Raw genomic sequence first — 16,721 nt, forward strand, 5'->3', positions numbered from 1 at the left:
GGCGGGCGAGTCGGAACCCTAAATCTTACGGGTGTCGCGATCGCCGATTGACTAAACTCGCGGGGCTGGCCAGAGCTTGGTCCGTCGAAGCCCCGCGCGGGAGAGACCCTCGGGGAAAACCGGGGGCGCCGAAGGAGCAACCGCCCCGGAATCTCTCAGGCACCAGGGACCGCGCGAGGATATACGACACTCTGGAAAGCGCCCATGACCTTGCAGGTCGCCGGGCCACCGAAGGGGTAAGCCGTGCTTCATCGATCGATGAATCAGGGCGAAAGCTCTCAGGTTCCGTGACAGAGGGGGTTCGGATCGACCAAGCGGGCTCGCCTGCCGGCGATCGTCCTTTTCGAAAGGCGGACCATGACCGACGCGACCCTGAATCCTCCCCCCGCCGATCTGAACGTCGAAGATGCGCCCGAGGGGCATGACGAACCGCAGCTGCTGCCGCTCGACGCCTGGCACCGCGCCCGTGGCGGCCGGATGGTCGCGTTCGCCGGCTACGAAATGCCGGTCCAGTATGACGGGATCATGGCCGAACATCTGTGGACGCGCGAGAATGCCGGTCTGTTCGACGTTAGTCATATGGGCCAGCTGGTCCTGACCGCCGACGCCGGCATCGATACGGTGGCGAAGGCGCTGGAAGCGGTGCTGCCGGGCGATATCGTCGGCCTGACCGAGAACCGGAACCGGTATTCGCTGCTGTTGAATGACGAGGGCGGCATCCTCGACGATCTGATGGTGACGCGGCGGCGCAATGCGGCGGGTGAGGACGAGCTCTATCTGGTCGTCAACGGCGCGACTAAATATGACGATATCGGCTATCTGCTCGACGTGTTGCCCGACGATGTGACGATCAATCTGCAGGACGAACAGGCGCTGCTGGCGGTGCAGGGACCCAGGGCGGTCGAGGCGGTGGCGCGGCTGGTGCCGGGTGTCGAGGCGCTGGTGTTCATGACTGCGGGCGCGTTCGAATGGCAGGGCACGCCGCTGTGGATCAGCCGGTCGGGCTATACGGGTGAGGACGGGTTCGAGGTGTCGATCCCCGCCGAGGCCGCCGCTGCCTTCGCTGATGCGCTGTGCGCCGAACCGGAGGTGAAGCCGATCGGGCTGGGCGCGCGCGATTCGCTGCGGCTGGAGGCAGGGTTGCCGCTGTATGGCCACGATCTTGATCCGGAGACGACGCTGGTGATGGCCGACCTCGGTTTCGCCCTGGCGAAGCGGCGGCGCGAGGCGGGTGATTTCGTCGGGGCGGAACGCATTCTGGGTGAACGGGCGGACGGCCCGGCGGCGAAGCGGGTCGGCCTGATCGTGACCGGCCGCCAGCCGGTGCGCGAAGGGGCGTCGGTGGTCGCGGAAGACGGTGCGGTGATCGGCCGTGTCACCAGCGGCGGCTTCGCCCCCACGCTCGGCGCGCCGATCGCCATGGCCTATGTCCCCACCGCGCTGGCGATCGTCGGCACCGCGATCCGGCTGGTCCAGCGCGGCAAAATCCACGAGGCGACCGTTGCGGCGATGCCGTTCGTTCCCCATCGCTATGTCCGCCAATCCACTATGACGGGAGCTTGAAGAATGCGCTATTTCACCGAAGATCATGAGTGGATCGATGTCGAAGGCTCGATCGGCACGGTCGGTATCTCCGAATATGCCCAGGGCCAGTTGGGCGACATCGTGTTCGTCGACGTGCCCGCTGATGGCCGCGAACTGAGCAAGGGCGATGAGGCCGCCGTGGTTGAATCGGTCAAGGCCGCCTCGGACGTCTATTCGCCGGTGTCGGGCACGGTGCTGGAAGGCAATACCGCGCTGACCGACTCCCCCGATCTGGTCAATTCCGATGCCGAGGGTGAGGGCTGGTTCTTCCGCATCACCCTGTCGGACGAGAGCGAACTGGACGATCTGATGGAAGAAGCCGCGTACGAGGCGTTCGTCGCGAAGCTGTGATCCACTTATCCCCCTCCCGCCCTGGCGGGAGGGGGCGGGATGGGTGAGTGCCCGCGATACGGCATCGGCCGGACGGACGGACCCCATTCTTCACGACGCGACCCACCCCAGCCCCGCCCGTCCATGGGAGGGGAGGAGCAACAGATGCGCTACCTGCCGCTTACCCAGCCCGATCGCGAGGCGATGCTGTCCGTCATCGGGGTCGATTCGATTGATGCCCTGTTCGTCGACGTGCCCGAGGCGGCACGGCTCGACGGCCCCGTTCACGGCCTGCCCAACCATGCCTCCGAATTGTCGGTGGAGCGGCACATGACCGCGCTGGCGCGGCGCAACACCGTGGCGGGCGAGGTGCCGTTCTTCTTGGGGTGCGGCGCGTACCGGCATCACGTGCCCGCTTCGGTCGATCACCTGATCCAGCGGGGCGAGTTCCTGACCGCCTATACGCCGTACCAGCCGGAGATCGCGCAGGGCACGCTGCAGATGCTGTTCGAGTTTCAGACGCAGGTCGCGCGCCTGCTGGGAACCGACGTGGCGAACGCATCGATGTACGACGGATCGACTGCCTGCTGGGAAGCGATCGGCATGGCGCGGCGGATCACGCGGCGCGGCAAGGCGATCCTGTCGTCCGGCCTGCACCCGCACTACGTCTCGGTCGCGAAGACGATGGCGAAGTACACCGGCGACGTGCTGGATACGACGTCGCCCACGCTGGTCGCGGACATGGATCTGGACGCGCTGATCGCGAAGATCGACGACGATACTTCATGCGTGGTGGTGCAGTATCCCGACATCCTCGGCCGCATCGCCGACCTGACGCCGCTGGCCGATGCCTGCCACGCGAAGAAGGCCTTGCTGATCGCCGTCGTCACCGAGCCGGTGGCGCTGGGCGCGATCCGTTCGCCCGGCGAGATGGATGCGGATATCGTCGTGGGCGAGGGGCAGTCGCTGGGCGTCGGACTCCAGTTCGGCGGTCCCTATGTCGGCCTGTTCGGCTGCAAGGACAAATATGTCCGCCAGATGCCGGGCCGGCTGTGCGGCGAGACGGTGGATGCCGATGGCCGGCGCGGTTTCGTGCTGACGCTGTCGACGCGCGAACAGCATATCCGCCGCGAAAAGGCGACGAGCAACATCTGCACCAATTCCGGGCTCTGCGCGCTGGCCTTCTCGATCCACATGACGCTGTTGGGCGAGGCGGGGCTGCGGGCGCTGGCGACGGTGAACCATGCCGGCGCGGTCGCGGCGGCGGAACGGCTGGCGCGGGTGCCGGGCGTCGAACTGGTCAACGACGTGTTCTTCAACGAATTCACGTTGAAGCTGTCGCAGGAGGCGCGGCCGGTGGTCCGCACGCTGGCCGATCGCGGCATCCTGGCCGGGGTGTCGCTGGGGCGGCTGTATCCGGATCAGGACGCACTGGCCAACGGGCTGGTGGTCGCGGTGACCGAAACGACCACCGCAGAGGATGTCGAGGCGCTGGCCGCCGCGCTTGAGGAGGTATTGGCATGAGCATCAATGCAAGCGGCTGGCGGCCGGAGATGGCCGGCAAGGATAACGCCGATGGCGCCGCCCCGACCTTCACCGGTAACAAGGCACTGATGCTGGAAGAGGCGCTGATCTTCGAGATCGGCGATACCACGACCACGGGCGTCGACATCGCGCCGGCGCAGGAGGGCAAGAGCCGGCTCGGCAACCTTGCCCGTGACACGACCATCGGCCTGCCGGGTCTGTCGGAGCCGGAGACGGTGCGGCACTATACCCGCCTCAGCCGCCAGAACTATGCGATCGACCTGGGGCTGTTTCCGCTCGGCTCGTGTACGATGAAGCACAATCCGCGTCTCAACGAGAAGATGGCGCGGTTGCCGGGCTTCGCGGACGTGCATCCGCTCCAGCCGGTCGATACGGTGCAGGGCGCGCTGGAGGTCATCAACGAACTGGCGGTGTGGCTCATCAAGCTGACCGGGATGCACGGTGTGGCGATGAGCCCGAAGGCGGGCGCGCATGGCGAGCTTTGCGGCATCCTGTGCATCAAGGCAGCACTGGAAAAGCGCGGCGAGGGGCATCGCAAGGTCGTGCTGGTGCCCGAAAGCGCGCACGGCACCAACCCCGCCACCGCCGCCTTTGCGGGCTTCAAGGTGGAGGATATTCCCGCCACTGCCGAAGGCCGCGTCGACACCGCGGCGCTGAAGGCGCGACTGGGACCGGACGTCGCGGCGGTGATGATCACCAACCCCAACACCTGCGGTCTGTTCGAACGCGATCTGAAGGAGATTTCGGACGCGGTCCACGCGGCGGGCGGCTACGTCTATTGCGATGGCGCCAATTTCAACGCGATCGTCGGCCGGGTGCGGCCCGGCGACCTTGGCGTCGACGCGATGCACATCAACCTGCACAAGACCTTCTCCACTCCGCATGGCGGCGGCGGTCCCGGTTCAGGCCCGGTCGTGCTGTCGGAGGCGCTGTCATCGTTCGCGCCGCTGCCATATACCGCCCGAACCAAGGACGGCCATGTTCACCTGATCGAGGAAGAACGCGCCGAAGAGTTCGCCGTCGAGCATTTTGGCGGCAAACTGGACAGCTTCGGCCGGATGACCGCGTTCCACGGTCAGATGGGCATGTTCACCCGTGCGCTGACCTACATCCTCAGCCATGGTGCCGATGGCTTGCGGCAGGTGGCCGAGGACGCGGTGCTGAATGCGAACTACGTCCTGCGCTCGTTGGAGGACGTGCTCGATGCGCCCTTCGCCGGGGCCGGACCGTGCATGCACGAGGCGTTGTTCTCCGACGCCAACCTCGCTGACGGGTTCTCGACACTCGACGTGGCCAAGGGGCTGATCGACGAGGGATACCACCCGATGACGGTGTATTTCCCGCTGGTCGTCCACGGTGCGATGCTGGTCGAACCGACCGAGACCGAATCCAAGGCGGCGCTCGATCAGTTCATCGGCGCGCTGCGGTCGGTGGCGGAACGTGCCAAGGCGGGTGATCCGGCGTTGAAGACCGCACCGCATTTCGCCCCGCGCAGCCGGCTGGACGAAACCCAGGCCGCGCGGCGGCCGGTGCTGGCGTGGAAAGACCCGGCGCCGATGGCCGCCGCCGCGGAATAGGCGGCCCGCCAACGGGATACTGGACGCGGGCTGCATGGCGGGACATCCTGCCCGTCATGCAGCCCGGCCAGAACAGCGTCGTCACTTATGCGATCACCGCGATCGTCATCGGCATCGTCATGGCGTTCAGATGGCGTCGCATGAGCCGGCCGGTGCCGCTCAGGATCGACCGCCTGTGGATCGTGCCGGCCGTCCATGCGGTGGTGGTGACCGCCATGTACGGGCGGTTTCCCCCGACGGGATGGAATTGGGCATGGTGCCTGATCGCGCTGATGATCGGTGCGACATTGGGCTGGCAGCGCGGGCGGACGATGCGGATCGCGATCGATCCCGCGACCCATGCGATCAGCCAGACCTCATCCCCGGCCGCCTTGCTGTTCGTCGTCGCGATCGTCCTGTTGCGTCAGGGCGCGCAGGCGGGATCGGGATGGCTGCATCTCGACGTGATGGCCGTGACCGACATGGCGATGGCGATGGCACTCGGATTGTTCGCGGCGCAGCGGCTGGAGATGATCCTGCGCGCGCGACGGCTGTTGCTGGCGGCGCGCGCTATTCCGGCGTGATCGCCGCCTGCGTCGCCTCCTGCCGGCGGCGATGTTCGCGCCAGACGATGTAGAGGCCGCTGGCGACGATCACCGGCGCCCCGATCCACGTCGTCTCCCCCGGCAAACTGCCGAACAACAGCCAGCCATAAGCAGTGGCCCAAAGCAGGGATGTATAGTCGAACGGCACGACCAGCGACACCGCGCCGCGCCGCAATGACGCGGTCATCGCCAACTGCGCGCCCCCGCCGACCAGCCCGACCGACATCAGGATCAACCACGTCGTCGGCGGATGGGGTTGCATCGACAATACGAACACGATGCCCAGCGGCAACAGCGACAGGACCGAGAACCACCAGACGGTGGTCTGCGCGCGTTCGGTCCGGCCGATCTGGCGCAACTGGATGAATACCGTCGCGGTCAGCATCGCCGCGGCCAGCCCGCAGGCCGCGCCGTAGAGCGGGATGGCATGGCCCCCCGGCTGCATCACGATCAGCACGCCGACGAAGCCCAGCGCGACCGCGCACCAGCGGCGCCACCCGGTCGGCTCACCCAGCACCACCGCACCCAGGATCGTCGCGAAGATCGGCGTGGAGAAGGCGATCGTCGTCGCTTCCGCCAGCGGCAGCGCCAGCAGGGCGGCAAAGGTGAACGCCATGCTGATGACCCCGACGACGCAACGCAGCACATGCGCGCCGATCCGCTGGGTCCGGATCGTGGCGAGGCCGGGGCCGGCGGCGATCACGGTCGTGACCAGTACGGCGGCCCCGGCCTGGCGAAAGAACAGGATTTCGCCCAGCGCCGCACCATGCGCCTCGGCCAGTTTGATGCAGGCGTTCATCGTCGCGAACAACCCGACCGACATCAGTCGCAGGCCTATCGCGGGCAACAGGCGGTCGCTGACGGGGGCAGAGGTCATGGGCAGGCTGTAGGTGATCGGGGCAGGCGGGCAAGCATTATGCGGCAACCAGCCCCTCCCCGCCAAGGGAGGGGCTGCACGGGTTCACCGCGGCGATGCCTCGCGCTTGCCGTCGAGACGGCGGGCGATCGCCCATGGATTGGCGTCGTCCAGCGCCGGCGGCAGCAGCGACGTGGCAAGGTTCTGGAAGCAGACCGGGCGCAGGAAGCGCTCGATCGCCGCCGTCCCGACCGAGGTCGTGCGGCCGTCGCTAGTGGCGGGGAAGGGGCCACCATGGACCATCGCGGGGGCGACCTCCACACCGGTCGGCCAGCCATTGGCGAGGATGCGACCGACCCGGCGGGCGATCACGGGGATCAGCGTCGCGGCATCCGCCTCGTCCGCCGGATCCATGTGCAACGTGGCGGTGAGCTGCCCTTCGAGCGAGGCGACGACGGTCGAAACCTCGGCAAGGTCGCGACAGCGGACGACGACCGAAGACGAACCGAACACCTCATGCCCCAGCGCCCGATCGGCCAGGAAGCTGGCCGCGTCCGTCTCGAAGATCGCGCCGACAGCCTGATTGACGCCCTCGCCGGTCACGCCCCGCGCGACGCTGCGCACGGCACGATGGCTGGCGAGTGCGTCGACACCCTTTTCAAAGCTGGCATGGATGCCCGGCGACAGCATCGTCGCCGGCTGGCTGTCGGTCATCGTGGTCGCGGCGGTGGCGATGAACGCGTCGAGATCGGGACCGTCCACGGCCAGCACCAGACCGGGATTGGTGCAGAACTGGCCGGCCCCCATCGTCAGCGACTGGACGAACGCGCTGCCCAGTGCCTCGCCCCGTGCCGCCAGCGCGGCGGGGAACAGGATGACGGGGTTGATGCTCGACATCTCGGCATAGACCGGGATCGGTTCGTCACGCTGCGCGGCAATCCGCACCAGTGCCAGTCCACCGGCCCGCGAGCCGGTGAACCCGACCGCACGGATACGGGCATCGGCGACCAGCGCGCCACCCAGTTCGTTGGTTTCGCCGGGCAGATACGAAAAGACACCGGCCGGCAGGCCGCTTGCCGTCACCGCCTCGGCGATCGCACGCGCCACCAGCTCGCCGGTGCCGGGATGCGCCGGATGGCCCTTCACGACCACCGGGCAGCCCGCCGCCAGCGCGGAGGCGGTATCGCCACCCGCCACCGAGAAGGCGAGCGGGAAGTTCGACGCACCGAACACCGCGACCGGACCGACCGCCACGTTGATGCGGCGAAGATCGGGCCGGGGCAGCGGCGCGCGATCGGGCATCGCGGGATCGATCGTGGTATCCAGCCAGTCGCCTTGCCGCACGACCTGCGCGAACATCTTTAGCTGGCCGACGGTACGGCCCCGCTCACCTTCCAGCCGGGCGCGCGGCAGGCCGCTTTCCGCCATGGCCCGGACGATCAGGTCGTCGCCGATCGCGATGATGTTGGCGGCGATGGCCTCCAGAAATGCCGCACGGGTTTCCGGATCGGTGGCGGCATAGGCCGGGAACGCGGCGTCGGCGAGCGCGCATGCCTCGTCTACGGCAGCGGCATCGGCCGAGGAGAAATCGGGGGTCAGGCTGTTGCCCGTCGCCGGCTCGACCGCGGTGAAGCGGGCCGGTGCCTGGCGTGCGTCGCCGCCGATCAACATGGCTCCGTCGATCATCATCGTCATTCCTTCAAGGGGGGATCGTTCCCCCGCATATAGTCGCTGTCGACGGAAAGCCTAGTCGGACTATTGCCACGACATGCCGGCGGGGTCGATCGGGAACGAGGGGGGCGGATCGCCGTTGACCGGACATCTCGATCGAAGGGACAGTACAGCATGACCGTCAAACGCAACAAGCAGAAGCAACAACCCAAGACGCTGGGCGTGTCGATGATCGCGGCGGGCACCGCGGCCATCGGGCTGGGTGGGGCGGCGGTGGCATTGCTCTTCGCCTCGCGTCGGCGCGGCAACCCGGCCGAGCATGCGGCCCCCGACCTTTCCGCCGATGCGCCACCGGTGGACATCCACACCCGCGCGCCCGATGCCTTCCGCCCCGATCCCACCGCACCGGTACCACCCGAACTGCGCGAGTCGCTGCGTCCCGCAACGGGGCCGGCGCCCAGTCTCGCGACCGATCGCGGAACGGCGGCCGCGACGGGCGGTCAATGAGGGCGGCCGGTTGAAGTCCGTTCCCCATTTTCTGAACGAACCTGGCGAAGTTGCGACAATCCATGACAATTTTGGCGGGTTTGCGGGACATGGGCGTTACACGTCGCCCCCATCTTGATCGTCGAGGCCAGCAACGGCCCCGTCATTCTTAAAGGAGCTTCACCATGAAGATCATCGCCATCACCGCCGCCGCACTCAGCCTCGTCGCCGCTGCCACCCCGGTCGCCGCCAGTGCGCAGGCCGGCTGGCGCCCGATCGCGCAGCGGCAGGCGGTGCTGGACCGGCGGATCGATCAGGGGATCCGCAGCGGTCGCCTGAACCGTCCGGAGGCGCGCCGCATCCAGACCGATCTGCGCCAGCTCGATCGGCTTGAGGCCCAGTATCGTCGTTCGAACGGCCTCAGCGCCAGCGAGCGTCGCGACCTCGATCGCCGTTACGATGCACTGGCGGCGCGGGTCCGGTACGAGAAGAACGACCGTCAGAACGATCGCCGCTATCGCTGATTGCCGCGAACTCCGCCGTCCCTTCAGGGGCGGCGGAGTGTCGGCGTATCCAGATCGAGCGCCGCTTCCGGGATCACCTCGACCGAGGGATAAAGACGGCGCAACGGTTCGATGAACGCCTTCGCATCGCCGACCACGACGATGCTGGCCACGCTTGGATCGAGCAGCGCCGCGGCGGCGGCCTGGACCATCGCCGGATCGACCCCCTCGATGCGGGATGCATACAGACCGATTTCCTTTAATGGCACGCCCTGCACGACATAGTCGCCGACGATGTCGGCGATGCCATCCGTTGTTTCGATCGCGCGACCGAATCCGCCGATCAACACCGCCTTGCGCGCGTCCAGTTCGGTGGCGGGCACCGGTTCGCGGCCCATCCGCGTCATCTCCGCCGCGATCAACTGCACGGTTTCGGTGGCGGAAGGGTTCTTCGTCTGGGTCTGCGCGGCGATGCTGCCACCTAGTCGACGGGCGGCGATGCTGCTGCCCGCGGTATAGGCAAGCCCGCGCTTGATCCGGATTTCCTGGCTCAACCGTGACGAGAAGCCGCCGCCCAATACGGTATTGCCGACGCTGAGCGGATAATAACGCGGATCGGTACGCGCGATGCCGGCGCGGGCCACCACGACCCCCGCCTGCCCGGCCGATGGCATGTCGACGACGATCACCCGTGGTGTAGCGGCGGTAACCGGCGAAAGGGTGGGTGCTGTCGATGGCTTGCCTTGCCAGGTACCGAACCGGGCCATCGCCAAGGCGGTGGCGGCTGCTGGCGTGATGTCACCCACCATCACCAGCGTGGTGCGTGCCGGCGTCCAGGTGCCGGCATAGGAGCGGGCGATGTCGGCCGGCGCGATCGCCTTCAGCGACGATGGCGTGCCCGCCAGCGGCGCGGCATAGGGACCGGTGCCGAACACGGCACGGCCGGCGACCATTGTCGCCAGTTCGCCGGGGCTTTTCATCGCCACCGTCACCGCATCGATCGACTGCGCGCGGGCCCGTTCGATCTCCGCCGTCGCGAAGGCGGGGTGCATCGCGACATCGGCGAGGATCGGCATGGCGGTGCCAAGCTGATCCGACTTCACCGTCAACGTCACCGAAGCACCGTCGCGATCCGCGCCACTGGCGATCGAGCCGCCCAGCGCCTCCACCTGCCGGGCGATATCCGTCGCGGACCGGGTGGCGGTCCCCTTGGTCAGCAGCGTCGCGGTCAGGTCCGCGACCCCGGCGCGTGCCACCGGATCGGTGGCGCCACCACCCGTCGCGATCAGCGCGGCGGTGACCAGCGGCAGCGTGTGGCGCTCCACGGTGACGATGCGCAGGCCGTTGGGCAGCGTCGTCTCCACCGACTGCGGCAAGGTCGCCGCGATCGGCGCGGCAGGTGGCGGCGGCAACAGGCGTGCCGCCCCGGTTGCGGGCGTTACGACCGCAATGGTCGCGGGCGGCGCGAGCGATACGGTCCGCACCGTCGGGGCGACCGCGATCGTGTCGCCGCCGCCCGCCGCCGGACGCGCGCCGTCGGGCAGGTAACGGATCGTGACGGACTGGTTCGCCCCCAGATAGCGCTGCGCGACCCGTTGCACATCGGTGGCGGTCACCGCCGCGATCGCGGCCAGTTGCCGGTCGGCGGCATGGGGATCGCCATCGACGATCACGGATGAGGCGATCAGTTGCGCCTTGCCCTCGGCCGTCTCGCGGCTCCTGATCGCGGCGGTAAGGATCTGGTTCTTGGCTTCGGCCAGTTCCGCCGCCGAGACGGGGGCGTCGCGGAAGCGGGCGACCTCCCGCGTCAATGCCGCCTCTCCCGCCGCCACCGTCTTGCCGCCGGCGAGGATCGCATAGACGACCAGGTTGCCGGTGCCCTTTTTGGTGTCGAGGAACGCGGCGGCATCCTGTGCCAGCTGTTCGCGATAGACGACGTTCTCGTACAGGCGCGAACTTTCGCCGGCCGCCAGCACCGTCTGCAACACCGACAGTGCCGGGGTGTCGGCGGCGTTGTCCGGTGGAACCTGCCAGCTCATCATGACGGCGGGCAGGGGCGTATTGGGTTCGTAGACGGTACGGCCGACTGGCGCGGTGCGCGGCGGCTCGACGACGGTCACGCGCGGGATCCGACCGGCAGGGCGCTTGATCGGCGCGAAATAGCGGTCGATCCACGCATCCAGTTGCGTGGGATCGAAATTGCCGGACACGACGAGGATCGCATTGTCGGGCCGGTAATAGGTCGCGTGGAAGGCGCGGACATCGTCGATCGAGGCGGCCTGCAATTCGTCGATGCTGCCGATCGTCGAGCGGGCATAGGGATGCACCGCATAGGACGCCGCCGACAGATAGGTGGAGAACAGCTTGCCATAGGGACGCGCCAGCGTGGAGCGGCGCAATTCCTCCTTCACCACCTCGCGTTCGGAGGCGAAGCTGGTGGGCTCGACCACCAGACTGGCCATCCGGTCCGCCTCCGCGAACAACAGGCGTTGCAGGTGGTTGGCGGGGACCACCTCATAATAGTTCGTATAGTCGTCGCCGGTCGACGCGTTGTTGTAGCCACCGACATCCTCGGTCAGCCGGTCCATCTGTTCCGGCACCAGATTACGTGTCGCCTTGAACATCAGATGTTCGAACATGTGCGCGAAGCCGGACCGGCCCTTGGGATCGTCCTTCGATCCGACATCGTACCACACCTGCACCGATACGTTGGGGGTGGTGGTATCGCGCAGCGCATAGACGCGCAGGCCGTTGGCCAGCGTGCGCGTGGTGAACGCGATCGGCTGCACCGTCGTCGCGGGAACGGCCGGGGCGGGTGGCTGCCCCGCCTGCGCTGCGACCGTGGTGGGGATGGCGGTCGCGAGCAGCAGGGCGAGGCGGCGGGTCATTCAGCGATCCTTGCGGGTGCGACCGGCGAACAGCACCGCTGCGGCCACGGCGGCGGAACCGATGCCTACTCCCAGGCCGATCCTGGCAAGCGGCCATGCCTTCGCCTTGTCCTTCAGGGCGGCGGCGGCCGCTTCCGCCTGCTGTTTGGCCTCTGCCGCGGCGGCGAGGATCTCGTTGGGCTGGTCTTCGGTGGTGTCGGTCACTTGTTCTCTCCTGCTTGCTGGTATCGTGCCCGGAAATCGTCGGCGAAGGCAGTCAGCCCGCCGGCCGTGATCGCCGTGCGCAGATCCGCCATCAACGTCTCGTAGAACCAGATGTTGTGTTCCGTCATCAACATCGCCCCCAGAATCTCGCCGGCCCTGACGAGGTGGTGGAGATAGGCACGGCTCCACGTCGCGCACACGGGACAGGGACAGCCGGGGTCGATCGGTCCCTGATCCTCGGCATGGCGGGCGTTGCGGATGTTGACCGGGCCTTGGCGCGTGAATGCCTGACCGGTGCGACCCGACCGCGTCGGCAGCACGCAATCGAACATGTCGATACCGCGCTCCACCGCGCCGACGATATCGGTCGGCTTGCCGACGCCCATCAGGTATCGTGGCTTGTCCGCCGGCAACTGACCGGGCGCGAAGTCGAGGCAGCCGAACATCGCCGCCTGTCCCTCACCCACCGCGAGACCGCCGACCGCATAGCCGTCGAAGCCGATATCGATCAGCGCGTCCGCCGATGCCTTGCGCAGGCCCTCGTCCAGCGCGCCCTGCTGGATGCCGAACAGCGCCGCACCCTCCGCGTGCGCCCCGCCGGCGTCGAAACCGTCGCGCGATCGCTTCGCCCAGCGCATCGACCGTTCCATCGCCGCCGCCTGCACCTCGCGAGTCGAGGTGGTCGGCACCAGTTCGTCGAACGCCATGACGATGTCGGAGTCGAGCAGGCGCTGGATCTCCATCGAGCGTTCGGGGCTGAGCAGGTGGCGCGTGCCGTCGAGATGGCTTTTGAACGACACTCCTTCTTCGGACCGCTTGGTCAGATCGGCGAGGCTCATCACCTGATAACCACCGCTGTCGGTCAGGATCGGGCGGTTCCAGCCCATGAAGCCGTGCAGGCCCCCCAGCCGTGCGACCCGTTCCGCGCCGGGGCGCAGCATCAGGTGATAGGTGTTGCCCAGAATGATGTCGGCACCCGCCGCCTCGACATCGCCGGGCCTCATCGCCTTCACGGTGGCGGCGGTGCCGACCGGCATGAAGGCGGGGGTGCGGATCGTGCCGCGGCGCATCGCGATGCTGCCGGTGCGCGCGCGCCCATCGGTGGCGGCGATGGTGAAGGCGAAACGGGTCATCGTGGCTTGCGTCCCTCGGGGCGATCGGCGGGGGCGGGCTTGCCGTCCTTGCCCCGTTTGGGAAGGCCGGGCCTGGTCGGGCCGTTGGCATCGACCGGGCCGGTGCGAAAGGTGAGCAGGTCGGCACGGGTGATCCCGGCGCCGCTGCGGTGGAAACGCGAATAGAGCTTCTGGAACTGCGCCTGCAATTCGTCCAGCGACACCATGTTGTCGCCGTCCTTGTCGACATCGAACGGGCTGGGCAGCGCATTGCGATCGCCCAGATACCGCAGCGCCCAGTCGGCGAAGGCGAAGTAACGCAGCTTGCCCGTCTTCGCGGTATCGATCGCCTCGAACGACCGCTGCACGCACGGCGTCAGTTCATAGCGTTCGGTCAGTCCGTCGCCGTCCGCGTCGCAGGCGGCGACGAACATCGCAACCGGTTCCACCACGATCGTCGCCGGCGTCTGCGCGGAGGGGCGGGCAGGGGCGGGCACGATGATCTCGGGCGGTTCCTGCGCGGTGGCCGTCTGGAGCAGCAGGGCGAGCAGGATCATGAGCGATCGTCCGGCAGAAGCAGCGACGCATCGCCATAGCTGTAGAAACGATAGCCTGCCGCAATCGCATGGGCATAGGCGGCCTGCATCCGGTCGGTCCCCATCAGCGCCGATACCAGCATGAACAGGGTGGATCGCGGCAGGTGGAAATTGGTCATCAGCCCGTCGATCGCGCGGAAGCGGTAGCCGGGGGTGATGAAGATCGCGGTGTCGCCCTCAAACGGGGCGATTACGCCGTCCTCGCCTGTGGCGCTTTCGAGCAGACGGAGCGAGGTGGTGCCGACCGCGATCACCCGGCCCCCGGCGGCACGCACCGCGTTGAGCCGATCGGCGACTGCGCCGTCGATCCGGCCCCATTCGGCGTGCATCCGGTGGTCGACCGTATCGTCCGCCTTCACCGGCAGGAAGGTGCCCGCGCCGACATGCAGCGTCAGCGTCTCGTGCGCGATGCCGTGTGCCGCCAGCGCCGCCATCAGCGCGGGCGTGAAGTGCAGCGCGGCGGTGGGGGCGGCGACCGCGCCGGGATCGGCGGCGAACATCGTCTGGTAATCGTCCGCATCCTGCGGCGTGATCCCCCGCTTCTGCGCGATATAGGGCGGCAACGGCATCCGGCCCGCCCGCTCCAGCAGCAGTTCGACGGGTTCGTCCCCGGCGAAGTCGAGTGCCCAGCTGCCATCCTCGCCGCGCGCGGTACTGATCGCGGTGACGTCGTGACCGAAATCGATCGTGTCGCCATCATGCAGGCGTTTGGCGCCGCGCACGAACGCCCGCCATCGGCGTGGTCCCTCGCGCTTGTGCAGCGTCGCGCCGATCCGCGCTTCGCCCCGTCGCCCGTCGAGTTGCGCGGGAATGACGCGGGTGTCGTTGAAGACCAGACAGTCGCCCGCGCGCAGCGAAGCGGGCAGGTCGCCGACCGTGCGGTCGATCGTGACATCCCCGTTAAGCACCAGCATCCGTGCGGCATCGCGTGGGGAGGCGGGATGCAGGGCGATACGCTCCGCCGGCAGGGCGAAGTCGAACAGATCGACCTTCAACGGCGGGGTGCCGCCTTGCGCGCCGGCGCCATGGTTGGGGCGGCACGCTTCGGCGCGGCGGTGCCGGCGGGAGTGCCATTGCCCGGCCCGGTACCCGGCAACGTCACCGGTGCCCCGAGCCCGGTCGGAACCGGGGCGGGTGCCGCGACATAGGCGGGGGGATTGTCCGCCGCGATATAGGCATGGACGATGCGGCTGGGGTTCGCGGGCGGCTCGCCACGCTCGATCGTGTCGACGAAGGCCATGCCGTCGATCACCCGGCCGAACACGGTGTATTTCTTGTCCAACGCGAGACGCGGCTGGAGCACGATGTAGAACTGGCTGTTCGCCGAATCCTTGGCATCCGCGCGCGCCGCCGCCACCGCGCCGCGCACATGCGGCAGATAGTTGAACTCGGCCGGGATGTTGGGGAGGGTGGAGCCGCCGGTGCCGTCGCCCTTGGGATCGCCGCCCTGCGCCATGAAGCCGTCGATCACGCGGTGGAACGTCAGCCCGTCATAGAAGTGCTGGCGGGTCAGCGTTTTGATCTGGGCCACCGTCTTGGGCGCCACGTCCGGCCGCAGCCAGATGGTGACGCGCCCGCCGGTTGACAGGTCGAGCAGCAGCAGGTTTTCCTTGTCCGTCGTCAACGGCGGGGTGGCGCGATCCTTGATCCCCGGATCGATCAGTTGCTGGGCGCCAAGCGGCGCGGCGAGACAGGCGGCGAACACGAACAAACCGGCGATACAGCGCATGGAATACCACTCTGGAGGGGACGGGCGATCCTGTAGAGCAAATCCCGCCTTGCGCCAAACTGAACCTCGGCAGGGGGAGGGACGGCTATTCCTCGCGTTTCGCTCCGTCGAGCAGGCGGCGGGCGCGATCGGCATCGGCGGCGGTGGCCTGTCGTTCCGCCCTGGTGCGGCCGAAGGCGATGCGGTTGGCCTCCGCCTGCGCCGCGGCGGTGATCCGGGCCTTCGCCTTGCGGGCGCGACGCAGGTTGATGATCTCCGCCATGGCTATCCCAGCAGTGGCGGCAACCAGTCGGTCGCGATCACCGCATGGCGATCGACGAAGCCGGTGAAATCGATCAGTCCCGGCTCGTCGAGAATCTTCAGGCGACGACCGGCGCGGGAGATCATGCCGCGCTTCTCCATCTCGCGGAAGGTGCGGTTGACATGCACCTTGGTCAGGCCGAGCGCGTCGCCGATATCCGCCTGCGTCAGCGGCAATTCGATCGTGTCGACCACGCCGCCCGCCGTGACCCGCAGCCGCGCGGTGATGTCGAGCAGCAGCGTCGCCAGCCGCTGGATCGCGTTCATTCGGCCGATCGCGGTCAGCCGGTCGCTCATCGCCACGCTTTCCGCTGCGGCGATCGCATAGAGCAGCCCGCCAATCCGCCCCTGCGCGGCGAACAGCCGGCCGAGCTGCGTTTTGGGCAGTTCGCTGACGATGCAGTCGCTGACCGCGGTCAGCGTGGTCGCCGCCTGCGACCAGGCGATCGACGACACGCCGATCAGGTCGCCGGGATAATGGAAGCGCAGGATCTGGCGGCCCCCGTCGCGCAGCCGCACCGAACTGTGCAGCCAGCCATGCTGGACGACGAACAGCCGATCGATCGGCTGGCTCGCCTCGACCAGCGGTTCACCGGCGGTGACCCGGCGCTCGCGCTCCTCCGCCGCTTCGAGCGCGCGATCTTCCGCCTCCGTCAGCGTGAGGTAGTGCGACAGGCGGCGCGTCAGGGCGCTGCGACGAAAACCTAGCGGACTGGCGAGCATCATGGGACAGTCAGCCTCGCATAATCATCGGTA

Annotated in this window: 17 protein-coding genes and 1 riboswitch; of the genes, 7 read left to right on the forward strand and 10 right to left on the reverse strand. The window is 68.0% G+C overall.

The features are described 5' to 3' along the window. Window positions 1-87: 87 nt before the first annotated feature. Window positions 88-182: riboswitch (glycine riboswitch) on the forward strand. Between the two features lie 175 nt (window positions 183-357). From gcvT to IFT82_RS06235, 5 genes are all read left to right on the forward strand, one after another. Next, window positions 358-1,563, forward strand: a complete 1,206-nt coding sequence (gene gcvT / locus IFT82_RS06215; RefSeq protein ID WP_192125451.1) for a glycine cleavage system aminomethyltransferase GcvT — start codon at window positions 358-360, stop codon at window positions 1,561-1,563. Between the two features lie 3 nt (window positions 1,564-1,566). Then, complete coding sequence (gcvH, locus tag IFT82_RS06220; RefSeq protein ID WP_192125452.1) at window positions 1,567-1,935, forward strand: glycine cleavage system protein GcvH; 369 nt, start codon at window positions 1,567-1,569, stop codon at window positions 1,933-1,935. Between the two features lie 144 nt (window positions 1,936-2,079). After that, the gene (gene gcvPA / locus IFT82_RS06225; RefSeq protein WP_192125453.1) at window positions 2,080-3,438 is read left to right on the forward strand and encodes an aminomethyl-transferring glycine dehydrogenase subunit GcvPA; all 1,359 of its coding nucleotides are present in this window, start codon (window positions 2,080-2,082) and stop codon (window positions 3,436-3,438) included. After that, window positions 3,435-5,036, forward strand: coding sequence for an aminomethyl-transferring glycine dehydrogenase subunit GcvPB (gene gcvPB, locus IFT82_RS06230; RefSeq protein WP_192125454.1), 1,602 nt, complete (start codon window positions 3,435-3,437; stop codon window positions 5,034-5,036). Before gcvPA ends, gcvPB begins: the two co-directional genes overlap by 4 nt. Window positions 5,037-5,092: 56 nt before the next feature. Continuing rightward, a complete protein-coding gene (locus tag IFT82_RS06235) occupies window positions 5,093-5,599 on the forward strand; it encodes a CcdC protein domain-containing protein (protein WP_192125455.1) in 507 nt (168 codons plus the stop codon). Here IFT82_RS06235 and IFT82_RS06240 read toward each other — a convergent pair. Together IFT82_RS06240 and IFT82_RS06245 are read right to left on the reverse strand one after the other, a co-directional pair. Further along, a complete protein-coding gene (locus IFT82_RS06240; RefSeq protein ID WP_192125517.1) occupies window positions 5,586-6,497 on the reverse strand; it encodes a DMT family transporter in 912 nt (303 codons plus the stop codon). The two genes, IFT82_RS06235 and IFT82_RS06240, sit on opposite strands and share 14 nt — an antisense overlap. Window positions 6,498-6,581: 84 nt before the next feature. After that, on the reverse strand, window positions 6,582-8,162 hold the full coding sequence (locus tag IFT82_RS06245; RefSeq protein WP_192125518.1) for an aldehyde dehydrogenase (NADP(+)): 1,581 nt from the start codon (window positions 8,160-8,162) through the stop codon (window positions 6,582-6,584). A 159-nt stretch (window positions 8,163-8,321) separates the two neighbouring features. Here IFT82_RS06245 and IFT82_RS06250 point away from each other — a divergent pair, with 159 nt between their 5' ends. Both IFT82_RS06250 and IFT82_RS06255 read left to right on the forward strand, forming a co-directional pair. Beyond that, window positions 8,322-8,654 (forward strand): hypothetical protein, encoded by a 333-nt coding sequence (locus IFT82_RS06250; RefSeq protein WP_192125456.1) that lies wholly within the window; start codon window positions 8,322-8,324, stop codon window positions 8,652-8,654. A gap of 164 nt (window positions 8,655-8,818) precedes the next feature. After that, entirely contained in the window at window positions 8,819-9,157 is a 339-nt protein-coding gene (locus tag IFT82_RS06255) for a hypothetical protein (protein ID WP_192125457.1), read from the forward strand. Between the two features lie 23 nt (window positions 9,158-9,180). On the opposite strand, the gene IFT82_RS06260 is transcribed toward IFT82_RS06255, so the two are convergent. The 8 genes from IFT82_RS06260 to IFT82_RS06295 all read right to left on the reverse strand — a co-directional run bounded on the left by IFT82_RS06260 (window position 9,181) and on the right by IFT82_RS06295 (window position 16,691). Then, window positions 9,181-12,024 (reverse strand): M16 family metallopeptidase, encoded by a 2,844-nt coding sequence (locus IFT82_RS06260; protein ID WP_192125458.1) that lies wholly within the window; start codon window positions 12,022-12,024, stop codon window positions 9,181-9,183. Next, window positions 12,025-12,228 carry a hypothetical protein gene (locus tag IFT82_RS06265; protein ID WP_192125459.1) on the reverse strand — a complete coding sequence of 68 codons (204 nt, stop codon included), beginning with the start codon at window positions 12,226-12,228 and terminating at the stop codon, window positions 12,025-12,027. It lies immediately after the preceding gene. Further along, complete coding sequence (tgt, locus tag IFT82_RS06270; RefSeq protein ID WP_192125460.1) at window positions 12,225-13,361, reverse strand: tRNA guanosine(34) transglycosylase Tgt; 1,137 nt, start codon at window positions 13,359-13,361, stop codon at window positions 12,225-12,227. Before tgt ends, IFT82_RS06265 begins: the two co-directional genes overlap by 4 nt. After that, entirely contained in the window at window positions 13,358-13,897 is a 540-nt protein-coding gene (locus tag IFT82_RS06275; RefSeq protein ID WP_192125461.1) for an EF-hand domain-containing protein, read from the reverse strand. Before IFT82_RS06275 ends, tgt begins: the two co-directional genes overlap by 4 nt. Further along, window positions 13,894-14,931 carry a tRNA preQ1(34) S-adenosylmethionine ribosyltransferase-isomerase QueA gene (queA, locus tag IFT82_RS06280; protein WP_192125462.1) on the reverse strand — a complete coding sequence of 346 codons (1,038 nt, stop codon included), beginning with the start codon at window positions 14,929-14,931 and terminating at the stop codon, window positions 13,894-13,896. The genes IFT82_RS06275 and queA overlap by 4 nt, the downstream gene beginning before the upstream one ends. Further along, window positions 14,928-15,665, reverse strand: a complete 738-nt coding sequence (locus IFT82_RS06285) for a peptidylprolyl isomerase (RefSeq protein WP_192125463.1) — start codon at window positions 15,663-15,665, stop codon at window positions 14,928-14,930. The genes queA and IFT82_RS06285 overlap by 4 nt, the downstream gene beginning before the upstream one ends. An 85-nt stretch (window positions 15,666-15,750) precedes the next feature. Further along, a complete protein-coding gene (locus IFT82_RS06290) occupies window positions 15,751-15,927 on the reverse strand; it encodes a DUF4169 family protein (protein ID WP_192125464.1) in 177 nt (58 codons plus the stop codon). Between the two features lie 2 nt (window positions 15,928-15,929). Next, window positions 15,930-16,691 (reverse strand): Crp/Fnr family transcriptional regulator, encoded by a 762-nt coding sequence (locus tag IFT82_RS06295; protein WP_192125465.1) that lies wholly within the window; start codon window positions 16,689-16,691, stop codon window positions 15,930-15,932. Between the last annotated feature and the right edge of the window lie 30 nt (window positions 16,692-16,721).

This window comes from Sphingomonas sp. CFBP 8760, from assembly GCF_014841615.1.
In the GTDB taxonomy this organism is placed as follows: domain Bacteria; phylum Pseudomonadota; class Alphaproteobacteria; order Sphingomonadales; family Sphingomonadaceae; genus Sphingomonas.